Source organism: Micromonospora sp. CPCC 205554 (assembly GCF_036902745.1).
Taxonomy (GTDB): domain Bacteria; phylum Actinomycetota; class Actinomycetes; order Mycobacteriales; family Micromonosporaceae; genus Micromonospora; species Micromonospora tulbaghiae.
Genome location: NZ_JBAKHP010000002.1, coordinates 260,023 through 274,601, shown reverse-complemented (window position 1 = coordinate 274,601; position 14,579 = coordinate 260,023). Strand labels below are relative to the sequence as shown.

General features: G+C 73.9%; 13 protein-coding genes. 10 read left to right on the top strand and 3 right to left on the bottom strand.

Features of this window, described 5'->3' with window-relative positions; genetic code table 11:
* Window positions 1-1,599, bottom strand: a complete 1,599-nt coding sequence (locus V6U82_RS04305) for a phytoene desaturase family protein (protein ID WP_334459323.1) — start codon at window positions 1,597-1,599, stop codon at window positions 1-3.
* 68 nt (window positions 1,600-1,667) lie between these two features.
* On the opposite strand from V6U82_RS04305, the gene V6U82_RS04300 reads away from it, so the two are divergent.
* Complete coding sequence (locus tag V6U82_RS04300) at window positions 1,668-2,087, top strand: 50S ribosomal protein L7/L12 (protein WP_128138347.1); 420 nt, start codon at window positions 1,668-1,670, stop codon at window positions 2,085-2,087.
* 104 nt (window positions 2,088-2,191) lie between these two features.
* Entirely contained in the window at window positions 2,192-3,361 is a 1,170-nt protein-coding gene (locus V6U82_RS04295) for an alkaline phosphatase PhoX (protein WP_334459322.1), read from the top strand.
* Window positions 3,362-3,371: 10 nt separating this feature from the next.
* Here the strand turns inward: V6U82_RS04295 and V6U82_RS04290 are convergent, their stop codons facing one another.
* Complete coding sequence (locus V6U82_RS04290) at window positions 3,372-4,214, bottom strand: YhjD/YihY/BrkB family envelope integrity protein (protein ID WP_128137665.1); 843 nt, start codon at window positions 4,212-4,214, stop codon at window positions 3,372-3,374.
* A gap of 51 nt (window positions 4,215-4,265) precedes the next feature.
* Here V6U82_RS04290 and V6U82_RS04285 point away from each other — a divergent pair, with 51 nt between their 5' ends.
* From V6U82_RS04285 to ispG, 4 genes are all read left to right on the top strand, one after another.
* Window positions 4,266-4,811, top strand: a complete 546-nt coding sequence (locus V6U82_RS04285) for a GNAT family N-acetyltransferase (protein WP_334459320.1) — start codon at window positions 4,266-4,268, stop codon at window positions 4,809-4,811.
* Window positions 4,812-5,038: 227 nt separating this feature from the next.
* Window positions 5,039-6,253: a 1-deoxy-D-xylulose-5-phosphate reductoisomerase gene (dxr, locus tag V6U82_RS04280; protein WP_334459317.1), complete on the top strand. Its 1,215-nt coding sequence runs from the start codon at window positions 5,039-5,041 to the stop codon at window positions 6,251-6,253.
* Window positions 6,250-7,497 (top strand): M50 family metallopeptidase, encoded by a 1,248-nt coding sequence (locus V6U82_RS04275; RefSeq protein WP_334459315.1) that lies wholly within the window; start codon window positions 6,250-6,252, stop codon window positions 7,495-7,497. The genes dxr and V6U82_RS04275 overlap by 4 nt, the downstream gene beginning before the upstream one ends.
* Before the next feature lie 9 nt (window positions 7,498-7,506).
* A complete protein-coding gene (gene ispG / locus V6U82_RS04270; RefSeq protein WP_030504228.1) occupies window positions 7,507-8,682 on the top strand; it encodes a flavodoxin-dependent (E)-4-hydroxy-3-methylbut-2-enyl-diphosphate synthase in 1,176 nt (391 codons plus the stop codon).
* Between the two features lie 115 nt (window positions 8,683-8,797).
* Here the strand turns inward: ispG and V6U82_RS04265 are convergent, their stop codons facing one another.
* Window positions 8,798-9,379, bottom strand: a complete 582-nt coding sequence (locus V6U82_RS04265; RefSeq protein ID WP_128137668.1) for a PadR family transcriptional regulator — start codon at window positions 9,377-9,379, stop codon at window positions 8,798-8,800.
* Window positions 9,380-9,498: 119 nt separating this feature from the next.
* On the opposite strand from V6U82_RS04265, the gene V6U82_RS04260 reads away from it, so the two are divergent.
* From V6U82_RS04260 to V6U82_RS04245, 4 genes are all read left to right on the top strand, one after another.
* Window positions 9,499-10,725: an MFS transporter gene (locus tag V6U82_RS04260; protein ID WP_334459311.1), complete on the top strand. Its 1,227-nt coding sequence runs from the start codon at window positions 9,499-9,501 to the stop codon at window positions 10,723-10,725.
* A gap of 64 nt (window positions 10,726-10,789) precedes the next feature.
* Window positions 10,790-11,629, top strand: coding sequence for a GNAT family N-acetyltransferase (locus V6U82_RS04255; RefSeq protein ID WP_120571143.1), 840 nt, complete (start codon window positions 10,790-10,792; stop codon window positions 11,627-11,629).
* 93 nt (window positions 11,630-11,722) lie between these two features.
* A complete protein-coding gene (locus tag V6U82_RS04250) occupies window positions 11,723-12,430 on the top strand; it encodes an ATP-binding cassette domain-containing protein (RefSeq protein ID WP_334459309.1) in 708 nt (235 codons plus the stop codon).
* Entirely contained in the window at window positions 12,427-14,577 is a 2,151-nt protein-coding gene (locus V6U82_RS04245) for a YhgE/Pip domain-containing protein (protein ID WP_334459307.1), read from the top strand. Before V6U82_RS04250 ends, V6U82_RS04245 begins: the two co-directional genes overlap by 4 nt.
* Window positions 14,578-14,579 lie beyond the last annotated feature (2 nt).

Sequence of the window (14,579 nt, the reverse complement as noted above, 5' to 3'; positions counted from 1 at the left end):
TCAGCCCAGGTCGGCGAGGATGCGCCGGGCCGCGTTGTGCCCGGCCGCGCCGATGACGCTGCCCGCCGGATGGCAGCCGGCGCTGCCCGCGTACACGCCGTCCACACCCGTCGCGTACGGCATCCGCTCGGTGAACGACACCGTGTTGTCGACGTGGTGGATGTGCCCGCCGGTGATGCCGAAGTGCGCCTCGATGCCCGGCGGCGGCAGCGGCACCGCGTCCGCGACCAGGTCACCGGCGCCCGGGGCGTACCGCTCGCAGATCGCGATCAGCCGCTGCACGTAGCCGGGCAGCGCCGCGTCCCAGGTGGTGCCGGCTGGTTCGTAGGGGACCGACTGGACGAACAGCGCCGACGAGTGGTGCCCCGCGTCGTCGGACAGCGACGGGTCGACAGTGGTGTGCAGGTACCACTCGATGGTCGGCTCGTCCGGCAGCCGCCCGGCCCGCACGTCCGCCCACATGCCGCGCAGCGCCGCCATCGGTGACTCGCCGCCGTCGCCGACGAGCGACGCCGAGCCGGGCAGCAGGTGGATGGTCGAACCGAACGGGCTCGGCGCGTCATCGGGCAGGCAGGAGAAGCGCGGCAGCCCGGTCAGCGCCAGGTTGAGCTTGAGCGTGGTGCCGGTGCGGCGGACCGCCGCCATCCGCGCGCCCAGCTCCGCCGGGAGCGCGCCGTCGGGCAGCAGCTCCATCAGCCGGTACGGGTCACAGGCGCCGAGCACCACTGAGGCGTCCACCTCCCGTCCGTCGGAGAGCGTCACCCCGGCGGCGGCGCCGGAGGCCAGCCGGATGGCGGTGACCGGCGCGTCGGCCACGATCCGCGCCCCGGCGCGCTCGGCGGCCTCGGCGAACGTGCGCGACACGGTGCCCATGCCGCCCCGGGTGATCATCCAGGTGCCGTCCGCGCCGGGCAGCCGGCACATGTTGTGCACCAGGAAGTTGTGGCCGGTGCCCGGGTCGTCCGGGCCGGCGTTGAGCCCGGACAGGCCGTCGGTGACCGCGTACATGCTGACCAGCAGCTCGGAGCGGAAGTCGAAGCGGGCCAGGTGGTCGGCCACCGAGCCGCGGACCAGGTCGACGAAGACCTGCCGCAGCGCGGGCCGCACGTAGCGCTCGGCGGTCTCCTCGACCGGCAGCGGCTCGGCCAGCCACGCCGGGGCGAGATCCTCCCGCAGCTGGGCCAGCTCGGCGTGCAGCGCGTCGTCGGCGGCGACGTCGGCGGGGGAGAACATCTCCGCGAGCTGCCGCCGTCCGGCCGCCACGTCGCTGCCGGCCAGCAGGTACGGCGAGCCGAGCCCGCCCGGTGTGGGCAGGAAGTAGTGCGGGTCGCGGCGCAGCACCGGGATGGTCACGTCGAGCGTGGCCAGCAGCTCCGGCGGCATCAGCCCGAGCAGGTACGACCCGGTGGAGTGACGCAGCCCCGGCACCTTCGGGAACGGGTTCTCGGTGCGGGTCGCCCCGCCGATCACCCCGGATGCCTCCAGCACGAGGACGTCCAGGCCGGCGCGGGCCAGCAGGATCGCCGAGACCAGGCCGTTGTGTCCGGCGCCGACCACGACGACGTCGGCGCGGGACGGCAGCTCACTCGCGTCGCTCATGGGAACGGAGCGTAGCGGCGGCGGGTGCCGGGCGGGAGGGTTCGCGGCGGGGCGCTACCGTGGCCGCCATGTCCCCGGCTGTCCAGATCGCGCTCGCGGTGGCGCTCGTCGTGGTGGTGTTCCTCCTCCTGCTCGCGCTGCGGCGCGGCCGTCCCCGGGATCTGGTCGCCCCGGACCGCCCGTCGGGCGACGGGCAGGCCGAGGTGCTCCGGCTGGCCCGGGAGGGACGCACCGTGGAGGCGGTCAAGGTGCTGCGCGAGCAGACCGGGCTGTCGCTGCTGGACGCGAAGCGGGCGGTGGACGTGCTGGCGTCCGGCGGATCCTGGTCGCCCGGCCCGCCGGCACCGGGAAAGGGCGTCGACGACGCGGTGCGGGCCGAGGCCGCGCGCCTGCTGTACCGGGGGAAGAAGATCCAGGCGATCAAGGTGGTGCGGGAGCACACGCACATGTCGCTCGCCGACGCGAAGCGGTACGTCGAGGGACTATGACGCCGGACGGCCGTCACCCCGCGTTCACCCTATAGTGGCAGTTGTCGATGCATTTCCGTCCTACCGTCGACGGGACACCCACCGCCTCCGGGAGGTAATCCCCGATGGATCGTCGTACCGTCCTGCGCGCCACCGCCGCCGGTGGCGCCGCCGCTCTCGCCGGTGGTCTCTGGGCCGCCGCGGCCGCACCGGCCCAGCCCGCCCAGCCCGGCCCCGGCCCGTACGGCGACCTGCTGGCCGCCGACGCCAACGGCCTCCAGTTGCCGGCCGGCTTCACCAGCCGGGTGATCGCGCGTTCCGGGCAGCGGGTCGCGGGCACCTCGTACACCTGGCACCCGGCGCCCGACGGCGGCGCCTGCTTCCCGGCCGGCGACGGCTGGATCTACGTCTCCAACTCGGAGGTGCCGCTCGTCGGCGGCGCCTCGGCGGTGCGGTTCGCCGCCGACGGCGCCATCGCCGCCGCGTACCGGATCCTCGGTGGCACGAACGTCAACTGCGCGGGCGGACCGACCCCGTGGGGGACGTGGCTGTCCTGCGAGGAGGTGCCGCTGGGCCGGGTCTTCGAGACCTGGCCGGAGGGCGGCCGGTCCGGCGAGGAGCGGACCCGGATGGGCCGCTTCAAGCACGAGGCGGCGGCCTGCGATCCGGTGCGGCGGGTGGTCTACCTGACCGAGGACGAGGGTGACGGCTGCTTCTACCGGTTCGTGCCGGACACCTGGGGCGACCTGCGCACCGGCAAGGTGCAGGTGCTCTGCGCCCCGGACGGCCAGGTGACCGGGCCGGTGACCTGGCGGGACCTGCCGGACCGCGACGGGTTCCCGGTGCCCACCCGCTACCAGGTGGCCGCGGCGCAGACGTTCGACGGCGGCGAGGGCTGCTGGTACGCCGACGACACCTGCTGGTTCACCACGAAGGGCGACAACCGGGTGTGGGCGTACGACGCGGTGAACCAGCGGCTCGACCTCGCGTACGACGACTCGCTGGTGCCGGCCGGGGCCGCTCCGCTGACCGGCGTCGACAACATCACCGGCACCGCCGGCGGTGACCTCTACGTGGCCGAGGACGGCGGCAACATGGAGATCAACGTGATCACGCCGGCCGGTGTGGTGACCCCGTTCCTGCGGCTGACCGGGCAGTCCGAGTCGGAGATCACCGGGCCGGCGTTCTCGCCGGACGGCAGCCGGCTCTACTTCTCCTCGCAGCGCGGCACCAGCGGTGCCCGGGCCGGCACCGGCGGCATCACGTACGAGGTGCGGGGCCCGTTCCGGCGCTGACCCGCAGCCGTCAGGCGCGGGCCGCCTCCCGGGTGGCCCGCCACCGGCTCGCCGCCAGCGTGGCCGAGTAGCCGGACAGCACGATCACGTGGAACAGATACAGCCAGAGCAGCACCGCCACGCCGCCGCCGATCTCGTCGAACCCGCCGAACGGCACGCCCAGGTCCAGCGGCAGCGAGCAGAACAGCACGAAGCCGTGCAGGAAGCCGGACAGGTTCGCCGCCGTGAACGAACCCAGGCCCACCGTGACGAGCCAGTCCGGGGAGGCCGGGCCGACCACCCGGAACACCCAGATCAGCACCGGCGTGAGCACCAGCCACACCGCCAGGAACGACAGCACCACGCCGAGCGCGCCGACCCAGCCGCCCTGGCGTACCAGCCGGGTGGTCATCGGCAGCCCGAGCAGGATCGACAGCAGCAGCGCCGGGGCCGGCGCCAGCAGCGGGAGCAGCAGCAGGCGACCCCGCCAGCCGACGAGCGCGCCGGACTCGGCGCGCGGCTCGGCCACCGAGACGAACGCGCGGCGCAGCCCTTCGCCGTACAGGGAGGCGGGCAGCAGCGAGGCCAGTGCCAGCAGTGGGGTCAGCCCCAGCCCGGCCTCGACGAGCGCGGCCGCCGCCCGGTGCGCGCCGATGTCGGTGGGCAGCGTGTCGATGGCGTACCCGGTCAGCCGGCGCACCCGGTCCGCCCCGGCGAGCAGCCCGGTCAGCCAGATCGCCAGCAGCGCGACCGGCACCACGGCGATCGCGCCGTAGAAGGTGATCGCGGCGGCGTGCAGCGACAGGTCCCGGCCGCGGACCGGCCGGAACGCCGCAGCCGTGATCCGCTTGGTCCGCTCCCACCCGTCGCCCATCGCCCTCTCGTTCCCCGTACGGGCGCGCGGCACGCATTACGATCCGGCGGCATGACGATCGCCACGACCGAGCGGCTGGTACTGCGGGACTGGACCGAGTCGCCAGGCGACCTGGCCCGGATCTACGACATCTACTCCCGAGACGAGGTGATGCGCTGGCTGGGCGGCGGCAAGGGGCGGATGACCGACCCGTCCGAGGCGCGCGAGCGGGTCCGGATGTGGCGGGAGCGCTGGGCGCCGTACGCCGGTCGGTGGGGCCTGTGGGCGATCGAGCCGCGCGACGGCGGGCCGGTGGCGGGGAGCATCCTGCTCAAGCCGCTCCCGGGCCGCGACGGCGTCACCCTGACCGACGACATCGAGGTCGGCTGGCACCTGCACCCCGACGCCCAGGGCCGCGGCTACGCCACCGAGGCGGCCCGCGCGGTGCTGGAACGCGAGTTCGCCGCCGGCACCCCCAGGGTGTACGCGGTGGTGATGGCCGGGAACGACCCGTCGATGGCGGTGGCCCGGCGCCTCGGCATGACGCACGCGGGTGTGCGCACCGACTGGTACGGCGGCACCGAACTGGAGACGTTCGTCCTGGAACGCCCCGCCTGACCGCCCGACCCCGCTCTCGCCGGGGGCCTGTCACGGCGTTCGGGTGGAGACGGACAACCCGGCCTACCTGCTCGACGAGGAGGCGCCGCAGGCGTGATCGACACCGGTTCGCCGAAGTGGTGGCATCACGGCAACCCTGATGCCGCCACCTCGGCGAAGTGGAGTCGATCACGCCGCCGGGGCACTCCGGGACGAACCGGGGTGAGGCGCTGGGGAACAATGGTCCGGTGACCACTCCCCGAGACCTCGTGCTGCTCGGTTCGACCGGCTCGATCGGCACCCAGGCCATCGACATCGTCAAGCGCAACCCGGACGGCTTCCGGGTGGTGGCCCTCGGCGCGGGTGGCGGCAACGTGGAGTTGCTCGCCGCGCAGGCGCTGGAGCTGGGCGTGGAGGCGGTCGGCGTGGCCCGCGCGTCCGCCGCGCAGGATCTTCAGCTCGCGTTCTACGCCGAGGCGAGCAAGCGCGGCTGGGCCAGCGGTGACTTCAAGCTGCCCAAGATCGTCGCCGGGCCGGACGCGATGACCGAGCTGGCGCAGTGGCCGTGCGACGTGGTGCTCAACGGCGTGGTCGGCTCGCTGGGCCTGCCGCCGACGCTGGCCGCGCTGCACGCCGGTCGTACCCTCGCGCTCGCCAACAAGGAGTCCCTCGTGGCCGGCGGCCCCCTGGTCAAGGGCGCGGTGACGCGGCCGGGGCAGATCGTCCCTGTTGACTCCGAGCACTCGGCGCTGGCGCAGTGCCTGCGCGGCGGCGCCCGGGGCGAGGTGCGGCGGCTGGTGGTCACCGCCAGCGGCGGTCCGTTCCGGGGGCGGCGGCGCGACGAGCTGACCGCCGTCACGCCGGAGCAGGCGCTGGCGCACCCCACCTGGAACATGGGCCCGGTCGTCACGATCAACTCCGCCACGATGGTCAACAAGGCGCTTGAGGTGATCGAGGCGCACGAGCTGTTCGACGTGCCGTACGCCGACATCGAGGTGATGGTCCACCCGCAGTCGGTGATCCACTCGATGGTCGAGTTCACCGACGGCTCCACGCTCGCCCAGGCCAGCCCGCCGGACATGCGGCTGCCCATCGCGCTGGGCATCGGCTGGCCGGACCGCGTGCCGGGCGCCGCCGCCGCTGTGGACTGGACCAAGGCCCACACCTGGGAGTTCTTCCCGCTCGACGACGCGGCGTTCCCGGCGGTCGCGCTGGCCAAGGCGGCGGGCGAGGCCGGGCGCTGCCGCCCGGCGATCTACAACGCGGCGAACGAGGAGTGCGTGGCCGCGTTCGTCGCGGGCCGGCTGCCGTTCCTCGGCATCGTCGACACCCTCCAGCGGGTGCTGGAGGACGCTCCCGATTTCGACGAACCAGGTACCGTCGAGGACGTGCTCGCCGCCGAGTCGTGGGCACGGGCGCACGCCCAGGAGATCATCGTCGGGTCGGTGGAAGGAGCTCGATGAGCTATCTGCTCGGGGTGGTGCTGTTCGCCCTGGCGATCCTCATCTCGGTGAGCCTGCACGAGGCGGGGCACATGCTGACCGCCAAGGCGTTCGGGATGAAGGTCACGCGCTACTTCGTCGGCTTCGGCCCGACGCTGTGGTCGTTCAAGCGGGGCGAGACCGAGTACGGCATCAAGGGCATCCCGCTCGGCGGCTTCTGCAAGATCGTCGGCATGACCCCGCAGGACGACGACGTCGAGCCGGGGGACGAGAAGCGCGCGATGTGGCGCTACCCGGTGTGGAAGCGGACGATCGTGATGTCCGCGGGCTCGATCACCCACTTCGCCCTGGCCCTGATCGCGCTCTGGATCATCGCGGTGTCGGTCGGGCTGCCGAACCCGAAGTTCCCCAGCACCGAGGCCGGCTTCCGGGCCGAGCCGGCGGTGATCGCCATCGCGCCGTGCGTGGTGGTGGAGAACGCCGCCCGCGCCTGCGAGTCCGGCGACCCGGCCAGCCCGGCCGCCCAGGCCCAGCTCAAGGACGGCGACCGGATCACCGCGGTGAACGGCAAGCCGGTCTCCACCTGGGGCGACATGCTCGACGTGGTCCGCGCCACCCCGCCCGGCACGGCCACCGTCGCCTATGTGCGCGACGGCAAGCCGGCCGAGGCGCGGGTCGACCTGGCCTCGGTGCAGCGTCCGCCGCTGGGCGACCCGAAGGGCGCCACCTCGGCGGTCTCCGCGCTCGGCGTGGCGCTCTCGCCCAGCACCCCGACCCGGGTCGAGTACGGCCCGGTCGCCGCGTTCGGCGCCACCGCCGACTTCACCGGCACCATGGCGGTGCAGACCGCGCACGCCATGCAGCGCATCCCGCAGAAGGTGCCCGCGTTGTGGAACGCGATCACCGGCGGCGAGCGTGACGTGGACACCCCGATCAGCGTGGTCGGCGCCAGCCGGCTCGGCGGCGAGGCCGTGGAGAACAACGCCTGGCTGGTGTTCTTCATGCTCTTCGTGTCGCTGAACTTCTTCATCGGCGTGTTCAACCTGCTGCCGCTGCTCCCGCTGGACGGCGGCCACATCGCCATCGCCTGGTTCGAACGGGCGCGCTCCTGGCTGTACGCGCGCATCGGCCGCGCCGATCCCGGCCGCGTCGACTACCTCAAACTCATGCCCGTCACGTACGCGGTGATCCTGATCGGTGGCGCGTTCACGCTGCTCACCGTCACCGCTGATGTCATCAACCCCATCACGCTCTTCTCAAGGTGAGTGCCTGAAGTGACCGCTGTCAGTCTCGGTATGCCCCCCGTACCGCCGCCGCCGCTGGCCCCGCGCCGGGCCAGCCGCCAGATCATGGTCGGTTCGGTGCCGGTCGGTGGTGGCGCGCCGGTCTCGGTGCAGTCCATGACCACCACCCTCACCGCCGACGTCAACGCCACGCTCCAGCAGATCGCCGAGCTGACCGCGTCCGGCTGCCAGATCGTCCGGGTCGCCGTGCCGTCGCAGGACGACGTCGAGGCGCTGCCCGCGATCGCCAAGAAGTCGCAGATCCCGGTGATCGCCGACATCCACTTCCAGCCGAAGTACGTCTTCGCGGCGATCGACGCCGGCTGCGCCGCGGTGCGGGTGAACCCGGGCAACATCCGGCAGTTCGACGACAAGGTCAAGGAGATCGCGCGGGCCGCCGGTGACGCGGGCGTGCCGATCCGGATCGGCGTCAACGCGGGCTCGCTGGACAAGCGCCTGCTGGCCAAGTACGGCAAGGCCACCGCCGAGGCGCTGGTGGAGTCGGCGCTGTGGGAGTGCTCGCTGTTCGAGGAGCACGGCTTCCGGGACATCAAGATCTCGGTCAAGCACAACGACCCGGTGGTGATGATCCGCGCGTACCGGCTGCTGGCCGAGAAGTGCGACTACCCGCTGCACCTCGGCGTCACCGAGGCGGGCCCGGCGTTCCAGGGCACGATCAAGTCGGCGGTGGCGTTCGGCGCGCTGCTGGCCGAGGGGATCGGCGACACGATCCGGGTCTCGCTGTCCGCCCCGCCGGTCGAGGAGATCAAGGTCGGCGCCGCGATCCTGGAGTCGCTGGGGCTGCGCGAGCGTGGCCTGGAGATCGTCTCCTGCCCGTCCTGCGGCCGGGCGCAGGTCGACGTCTACAAGCTGGCCGAGGAGGTCACCGCCGGTCTGGAGGGCCTGCCGGTGCCGCTGCGCGTCGCGGTCATGGGCTGCGTGGTGAACGGCCCGGGTGAGGCCCGCGAGGCCGACCTGGGTGTGGCCTCCGGCAACGGCAAGGGCCAGATCTTCGTCAAGGGCAAGGTCGTCAAGACCGTGCCGGAGGCGCAGATCGTGGAGACGCTGATCGAGGAGGCGCTGCGGATCGCCGACGAGATGGGCGCCGAGATCCCCGAGGAGCTGCGTGACCTGGTGCCGGGCGGCGCCACCGTCACCGTGCACTGATCTGCTTTCCGCGTCGCCGTGCGGCCGTCTCCGACCTCGGGAACGGCCGCACGCGCGTTTCGCGGACCGGTATGCACGGTGTCACCGGGTGCAGCCGGGCTGCCGCGCCGGGCGGTCACTCGGACTCGGCGAGGATGGCGTAGAGCTTGCGCCGTGTCTCGTCGAGCACCTGGGCGGCGCGGGCGCGCTGGTCGTCGGTGCCGGTGGTCATCACCTGCCGCAGCGCCTGCATGGCCTGCGCGCCGGCGTCGCGGATGTCGTGCCAGCTGTTGACCGTCTGCTCGGCGAACTCCGCCCAGGGCGGGGTCTGCGCCGCGCCGGTCGCCTCGGCCTGGCCCGCCTCGGTCAGCGCGAACCGCTTGCGCCCGCCCTCGGAGTCGGCGGCGGTCGCGATGAGACCTTCGTCCTCCAGCAGTTGCAGCGTGGGGTAGATCGAGCCGGGACTGGGCCGCCAGGCCCCGCCGGTGCGGGAGTCGATCTCCTGGATCATCTCGTAGCCGTGCATCGGCCGTTCGGTGAGCAGGGCCAGCACGGCCCCGCGCACGTTGGGCCGCCGGCCGCGCCCGCCCCGGCCCCGCCCGCGACCGTGTGGGCCGGGGGAGAAGGGCGGCGGACCCGGGGGTACGGGCGGGAAGCCGAAGCCGCCGTGGCGGCGCATCTCGTCGTGCATGGCGTGCATGCGTCGATGGAAACCCATCGGTTCTCCTTCTGTCGTCGTATCACTGATGCATCAACGATATATCGGCAATGCATCGCCGACAAGACGTCTCGTAAACGGGGCTGAAAACCGTACGTACGTCTTGCTAGGGTGCCGGTGTGCGCCTGCTTCCCGAACCGGGCCCGTCCCGGACCCTCGCCCTCTCCACGCTCGTCAACACCGTCGGGCGGGGCACCTGGCTCACCGCCAGCGCGCTGTTCCTCACCCGGTCGGTCGGGCTCTCGGTGACCCAGGTCGGCGTGGCGCTGACGCTCACCGCGCTGGTCAGCCTGGTGGCGAGCACGCCGATGGGCTACCTCGCCGACCGCCTCGGCCCGCGCGGGCTCCAGATGGCCGCGCTGCTCGCCTCGGCCGGCTGCACGGCCGCCCTGGTGGCGGTGCGCTCGTTCACCGGCTTCCTGGTCGTCGGCGTGCTGATGGCGGTCGCCGACGCGGGCACCCGTGGCGCCCGGGGCGCGCTGATCGCCGGTGCCGTCCCGCCCGACCAGCGGGTACGCACCCGCGCCTACCTGCGCGCGGTCACCAACGTCGGCATCTCGGTGGGCACGGTGCTGGCCGGGTTCGCGCTCGCCGCCGACACCCGCGGCGCGTACGTCACGCTGATCCTGCTCGACGCCGCCACGTACGTGCTGGCGGCGGCGGTGCTGCTGCGGCTCCCGCCGGTGCCGCCGATGCCCGCCCCGGCGCACGGTCCACGGCTGATCGCGCTGCGGGACCGCCCGTTCCTCGCCTTCACCGTGCTGGACGGCCTCATGTCCATGCACTTCTCGCTGATCAACATCGCCCTGCCGCTGTGGATCGCCGGGCACACCACAGCGCCGAAGTGGTTGATCTCCGCCTGTCTGCTCGTCAACACGGTGGTGGTGATCCTGTTCCAGGTCCGGGCCTCGCGGGGCACCGAGGACCTGACCGGCGCGGGCCGGGCCGCCCGCCGGGCGGGTGTCCTGCTCGCGGTCGCCTGCGCGCTGTTCGCGGCCGGTGGCGGCGTGCCGGTCGCGGTGGCGGTGCCGCTGCTGCTGGCCGGTGCGCTGGTGCACGTCGTGGGGGAGCTGTGGCACGCGGCGGCCGGCTGGGGCATCTCCTTCGGCCTGGCCCCGGCGCACGCGCACGGGCAGTACCAGGGCGCGTACGGGATGGGCATGCAGCTCGGCTCGATGGTCGCCCCGGTGGTGGTGACCACGCTCGCGATCGGCTGGGGCGTACCCGGCTGGCTGGTGCTCGGTGTGGTGTTCCTGCTGCTCGGCGCGCTGGTGCCGCCGGTGGTGCGGTGGGCCGCCCGGACCCGGCCGGCCACACCCGAACCGGTGCCGGCGCCGGCCGGCTGAGCGGGGTGCGGCAGGTGCCCGGTCGGCCCGCGCACGCCGGGGTGGATCTGGCAGGCTGGTAGCCGTGCTCACGGTGCCGGTACGCCAACTCGGGGAGTCGGAGCGCCGCGCGGTCGAGCGGCTGCTCGATCTCGACCCGTACGCGGGCGCGCAGGTCGCCGAGCGGGTGGCGGCACGCGGCCTGGCCTGGTGGCGGGCCGAGGCGCGGATCCTCGGGTACGGCTCCCGCCGGCACCTGGAGTCGATCTGCTGGCTGGGCGGCAACCTGACCCCGGTGCTCGCGTCCGAGTCGGCGGTGACCGCGTTCGCCGACCAGTTGAGCGCCGAGGAGCGGCTCTGTTCCTCGATCGTGGGCCGCGCGGACGCGGTGCTCGGGCTCTGGGACCGCCTCTCCGCGCACTGGGGGCCGGCTCGGGACGTACGCCCGAACCAGCCGCTGCTGGCCACGGACGCGCTGCCCGCCGTGGCGCCCGACCCGCACGTGCGCCGGGTGCGCGGCAGCGAGGTCGACCTGCTGTTCCCGGCGGCGGTGGCGATGTACACCGAGGAGGTCGGGGTGTCGCCGCTGGCCGAGGACGGCGGGCGCGGCTACCGGCGGCGGGTGACCGAGCTGGTACGCGCCGGCCGCGCCTACGCCCGCTTCGTCGACGGGCGGGTGGTCTTCAAGGCCGAGCTGGCCGTGGTGACCCGCCGGACCGCGCAGGTGCAGGGCGTCTGGGTGGCGCCCGAGTGGCGGGGCCGGGGCATCGCCACCGCCGCGATGGCCGCGGTGGTGCGCGACGCGCTGGAGCGGGTCGCGCCCACTGTGAGCCTCTACGTCAACGACTTCAACCTGCCCGCCCGCCGGGTCTACGAGCGCTGCGGCTTCCGCCCGGTCGGCACGCTCGCCACAGTGCTGTTCTGAGGATCACTCCAGCCGGACGTCCCGAACCGGACACCCGGCGCTATGCTGGGCATGTTTTTGTACTGACTAGTCAGTTCGGAATTCGGGGTCGGGATGAACATCGTCGAGGCCAGGGGCCTGGGGCTGCGCACCCGCCGCGGCTGGGTCTACCGCGACGTCGACCTCACCGCCGCGAGCGGTGAGCTGCACGCCGTCACCGGCCCGCCCGGCAGCGGGCGCACCTCGCTGCTGCTCGCGCTGGCCGGGCGCTTCCCGCACAACCACGGCGAGCTGCGCCGCCGCGGCCCGGCCGCGCTCGGCCAGGTGGCGGGCGTGCACGAACCCGACCCGACGCTCACCGTCGCCGAGCACATCACCGAGCGCCTGCTGCTGCTCGGCCCGGTGCCGCGCCGCCGGCGCCGGCTGGTCCCGGTCGCCGCGGTACGGGCCCGCCGGGCCTACCGCCGCGACGCGTACGCCGCAGCCGTCGCCGGCGCCGGACTCACCGACGCGCCGCTGGACCCCGACCGGTACGGCCGCGACCTCACCCCGGTCGAGCGGCAGGTGCTCGGGCTGGTGCTGGCCAGCCTCGGCGGCCCGAGCCTGATCGTCGCCGACGACGTGGACGCCGGCGCCGACCGCCCCGAGCGGGAGTGGATGTGGTGCGCGCTGGAACGCCTCGCCGGCCAGGGGTACGCGGTGGTCGCCACCGCCCGCGCCGTCGAGCCCGGAGCCGCCGCCACCGTGCACCGCATCGGCGACCCGGCCCTGCCCGACCCCGCCCTGACCGTTCCCGACGAGCCCGCCGAGGTGCCCGCATGAGCGTCCTGCGACTGGCCCTGTTCGAGCTGCGCCGGATGACCCGGGGCCGGCTGCCGCGCGCCGCGCTCGCGGTGCTCACCATCGTCCCGCTGCTCTACGGCGCCCTCTACCTGTACGCGTTCTGGGATCCCTACGGGAAGATGGACCGGATCCCGGTCGCCCTGGTCAACGCCGACCGCCCGGCCACCGCCGGTGACGGCAGCGAGGTGCACGCCGGCCGCGACCTGACCGAGAAGCTGCTCGACCGGCGGGTGTTCGGCTGGACCGTCACCGACCAGGCCGACGCCACCAAGGGGCTGCGCGACGGGCGCTACCACCTGGTCTTCTCCATCCCGGAGGACTTCTCCGCCACGCTCGCCGCCGGCCCGGAACCGGACCGCCCGGCCCGGCAGGGCGAACTGAAGGTCGTCAACGACGACGCCACCAACTACCTCTCCGGCCTGCTCGCCCGGTCGGCGTTCAGCGAGATCCGGGCCGCCGCCGCGCAGAGCACCGCCGCCACGTACTTCGACAAGATGCTGATCGGCTTCACCGACGCCAAGGCCGAGACCGGACGCGCCGCCGACGGCGCCGGGAAGATCGCCGACGGGCTCGGCAGCTCCCAGCGGGGCGCCGACCGGCTCGCCGACGGGCTCGGTGACGCCGGGGACGGCGCCGGGCAGCTCTCCGGTGGACTCAACCAGTCGGTCCAGGGCGCCGACAAGCTCGCCAAGGGCCTCGACCAGCTACGTACCGGCGCCGCCCAGCTCGCCGACGGGGCCGGGCGCGCCGCCACCGAGACCAAGGCCGCGGCGGCCACCGTGAACGCCGCCGCCGACAGGTACGAGCCGGTGCTGCGCCGCAACGCCGACCGGATTGAGAAGGCCGCCACGCTCGTCGCCGACGGCGCGCAGCAGCTCGCCGCCGGGCTGGACGCGCTGCCGGATAAGGCCGCCGAGGTGGTCGCGGCCGCCGAGGAGGTCCGCGACCGGCTCGACGCGGTCGCGAAGGAACACCCCGAGCTGGCGGACGATCCCGCGTTCGCCGCCGCCCGCAAGGCCGCCGACCGGGCCGTCACGCAGGCCCGTTCCGTGGTGGCCGCGCTGGACAAGACCGACATGGCCACGCTGCGCAAGCAGATGACCGACGTGGCGAAGACAGCCCGCGAGGTCGCCGCCGCCGCGCCGCACCTGGCCGACGACGTCGCCTCCGCCCGGGCCAAGGTGAACGAGCTGGCCGGCGGGCTCGCCACGCTGGCCCGGGGCAGCGCCGAGCTGCGCGACGGCCTCGGCGACGCGTCGACCGGCGCGGACCAGTTGCGCGGCGGGCTCTACCGCCTCGCCAGCGGCGCCCGCCAGCTCGACGGCGGCCTGGCCCAGCTCGGCAGCGGCAGCAACCGCCTGGTCGACGGGCTGACCCGGCTGGAGGGCGGCGCCGGTGACCTGGCCGACGGGCTCGCCGCCGGGGAACGGAAACTGCCCGGGTACGACGACGCGGCCACTCGCGCCGGCGTGCTCGGCGACCCGGTCGGCCTGATCCGCGACTCGCAGAACCCGGCCGGCTCGTACGGCGTGGGCTTCGCCCCGTACTTCCTGTCGCTGGCGCTCTGGGTCGGCGCGATGATCACGTACATGCTGTTGCGGCCGGTCAACCGGCGGCACGTGATGTCCGGCGCGCCCGGCTGGCGGGTCGTGCTCGCCGGGTGGCTCCCCGCCGCCGGGATCGGCCTGGCCCAGGTCACGGTGCTCTACACGGTGGTGACGCTCGGGCTCGGGCTCGACCCGAGGCACGGCCCGGCCACGTTCGGGCTGCTCGCCCTCACCTCGCTGGCGTTCACCGCGATCATGCAACTGCTCGGCGTGGCGCTCGGCCCGGCCGGGCGGCTGGCCGCGCTGGCGCTGCTGATGCTCCAGCTCACCTCATCCGGCGGCACCTACCCGGTGCAGACCTCGCCCGGCTTCTTCCAGGCGATCCACCCCTGGCTGCCGATGACGTACGTGGTGGACGGGCTGCGGCACACCGTCAACGGCGGTACGACCGCACCCGTGGTCACCGGCGCGCTGGTGCTGCTCGCGTTCGGGCTGGGCGCCATGGCGCTGACCGTCGGCGCGGCCCGCCGCTCCCGGCGGCTGACCCCGGCCAAGCTGCACCCCGAACTGACCATGTGAGG

Excerpts from the sequence above, each read along its gene's own strand:
- V6U82_RS04245 (WP_334459307.1), top strand. The coding sequence starts at position 12,427 with ATGAGCGTCCTGCGACTGGCCCTGTTCGAGCTGCGCCGGATGACCCGG.
- V6U82_RS04275 (WP_334459315.1), top strand. The coding sequence starts at position 6,250 with ATGAGCTATCTGCTCGGGGTGGTGCTGTTCGCCCTGGCGATCCTCATC.
- V6U82_RS04290 (WP_128137665.1), bottom strand. The coding sequence starts at position 4,214 with ATGGGCGACGGGTGGGAGCGGACCAAGCGGATCACGGCTGCGGCGTTC.
- V6U82_RS04300 (WP_128138347.1), top strand. The coding sequence starts at position 1,668 with ATGTCCCCGGCTGTCCAGATCGCGCTCGCGGTGGCGCTCGTCGTGGTG.
- V6U82_RS04265 (WP_128137668.1), bottom strand. The coding sequence starts at position 9,379 with ATGGGTTTCCATCGACGCATGCACGCCATGCACGACGAGATGCGCCGC.
- V6U82_RS04305 (WP_334459323.1), bottom strand. The coding sequence starts at position 1,599 with ATGAGCGACGCGAGTGAGCTGCCGTCCCGCGCCGACGTCGTCGTGGTC.
- V6U82_RS04285 (WP_334459320.1), top strand. The coding sequence starts at position 4,266 with ATGACGATCGCCACGACCGAGCGGCTGGTACTGCGGGACTGGACCGAG.
- V6U82_RS04295 (WP_334459322.1), top strand. The coding sequence starts at position 2,192 with ATGGATCGTCGTACCGTCCTGCGCGCCACCGCCGCCGGTGGCGCCGCC.
- V6U82_RS04250 (WP_334459309.1), top strand. The coding sequence starts at position 11,723 with ATGAACATCGTCGAGGCCAGGGGCCTGGGGCTGCGCACCCGCCGCGGC.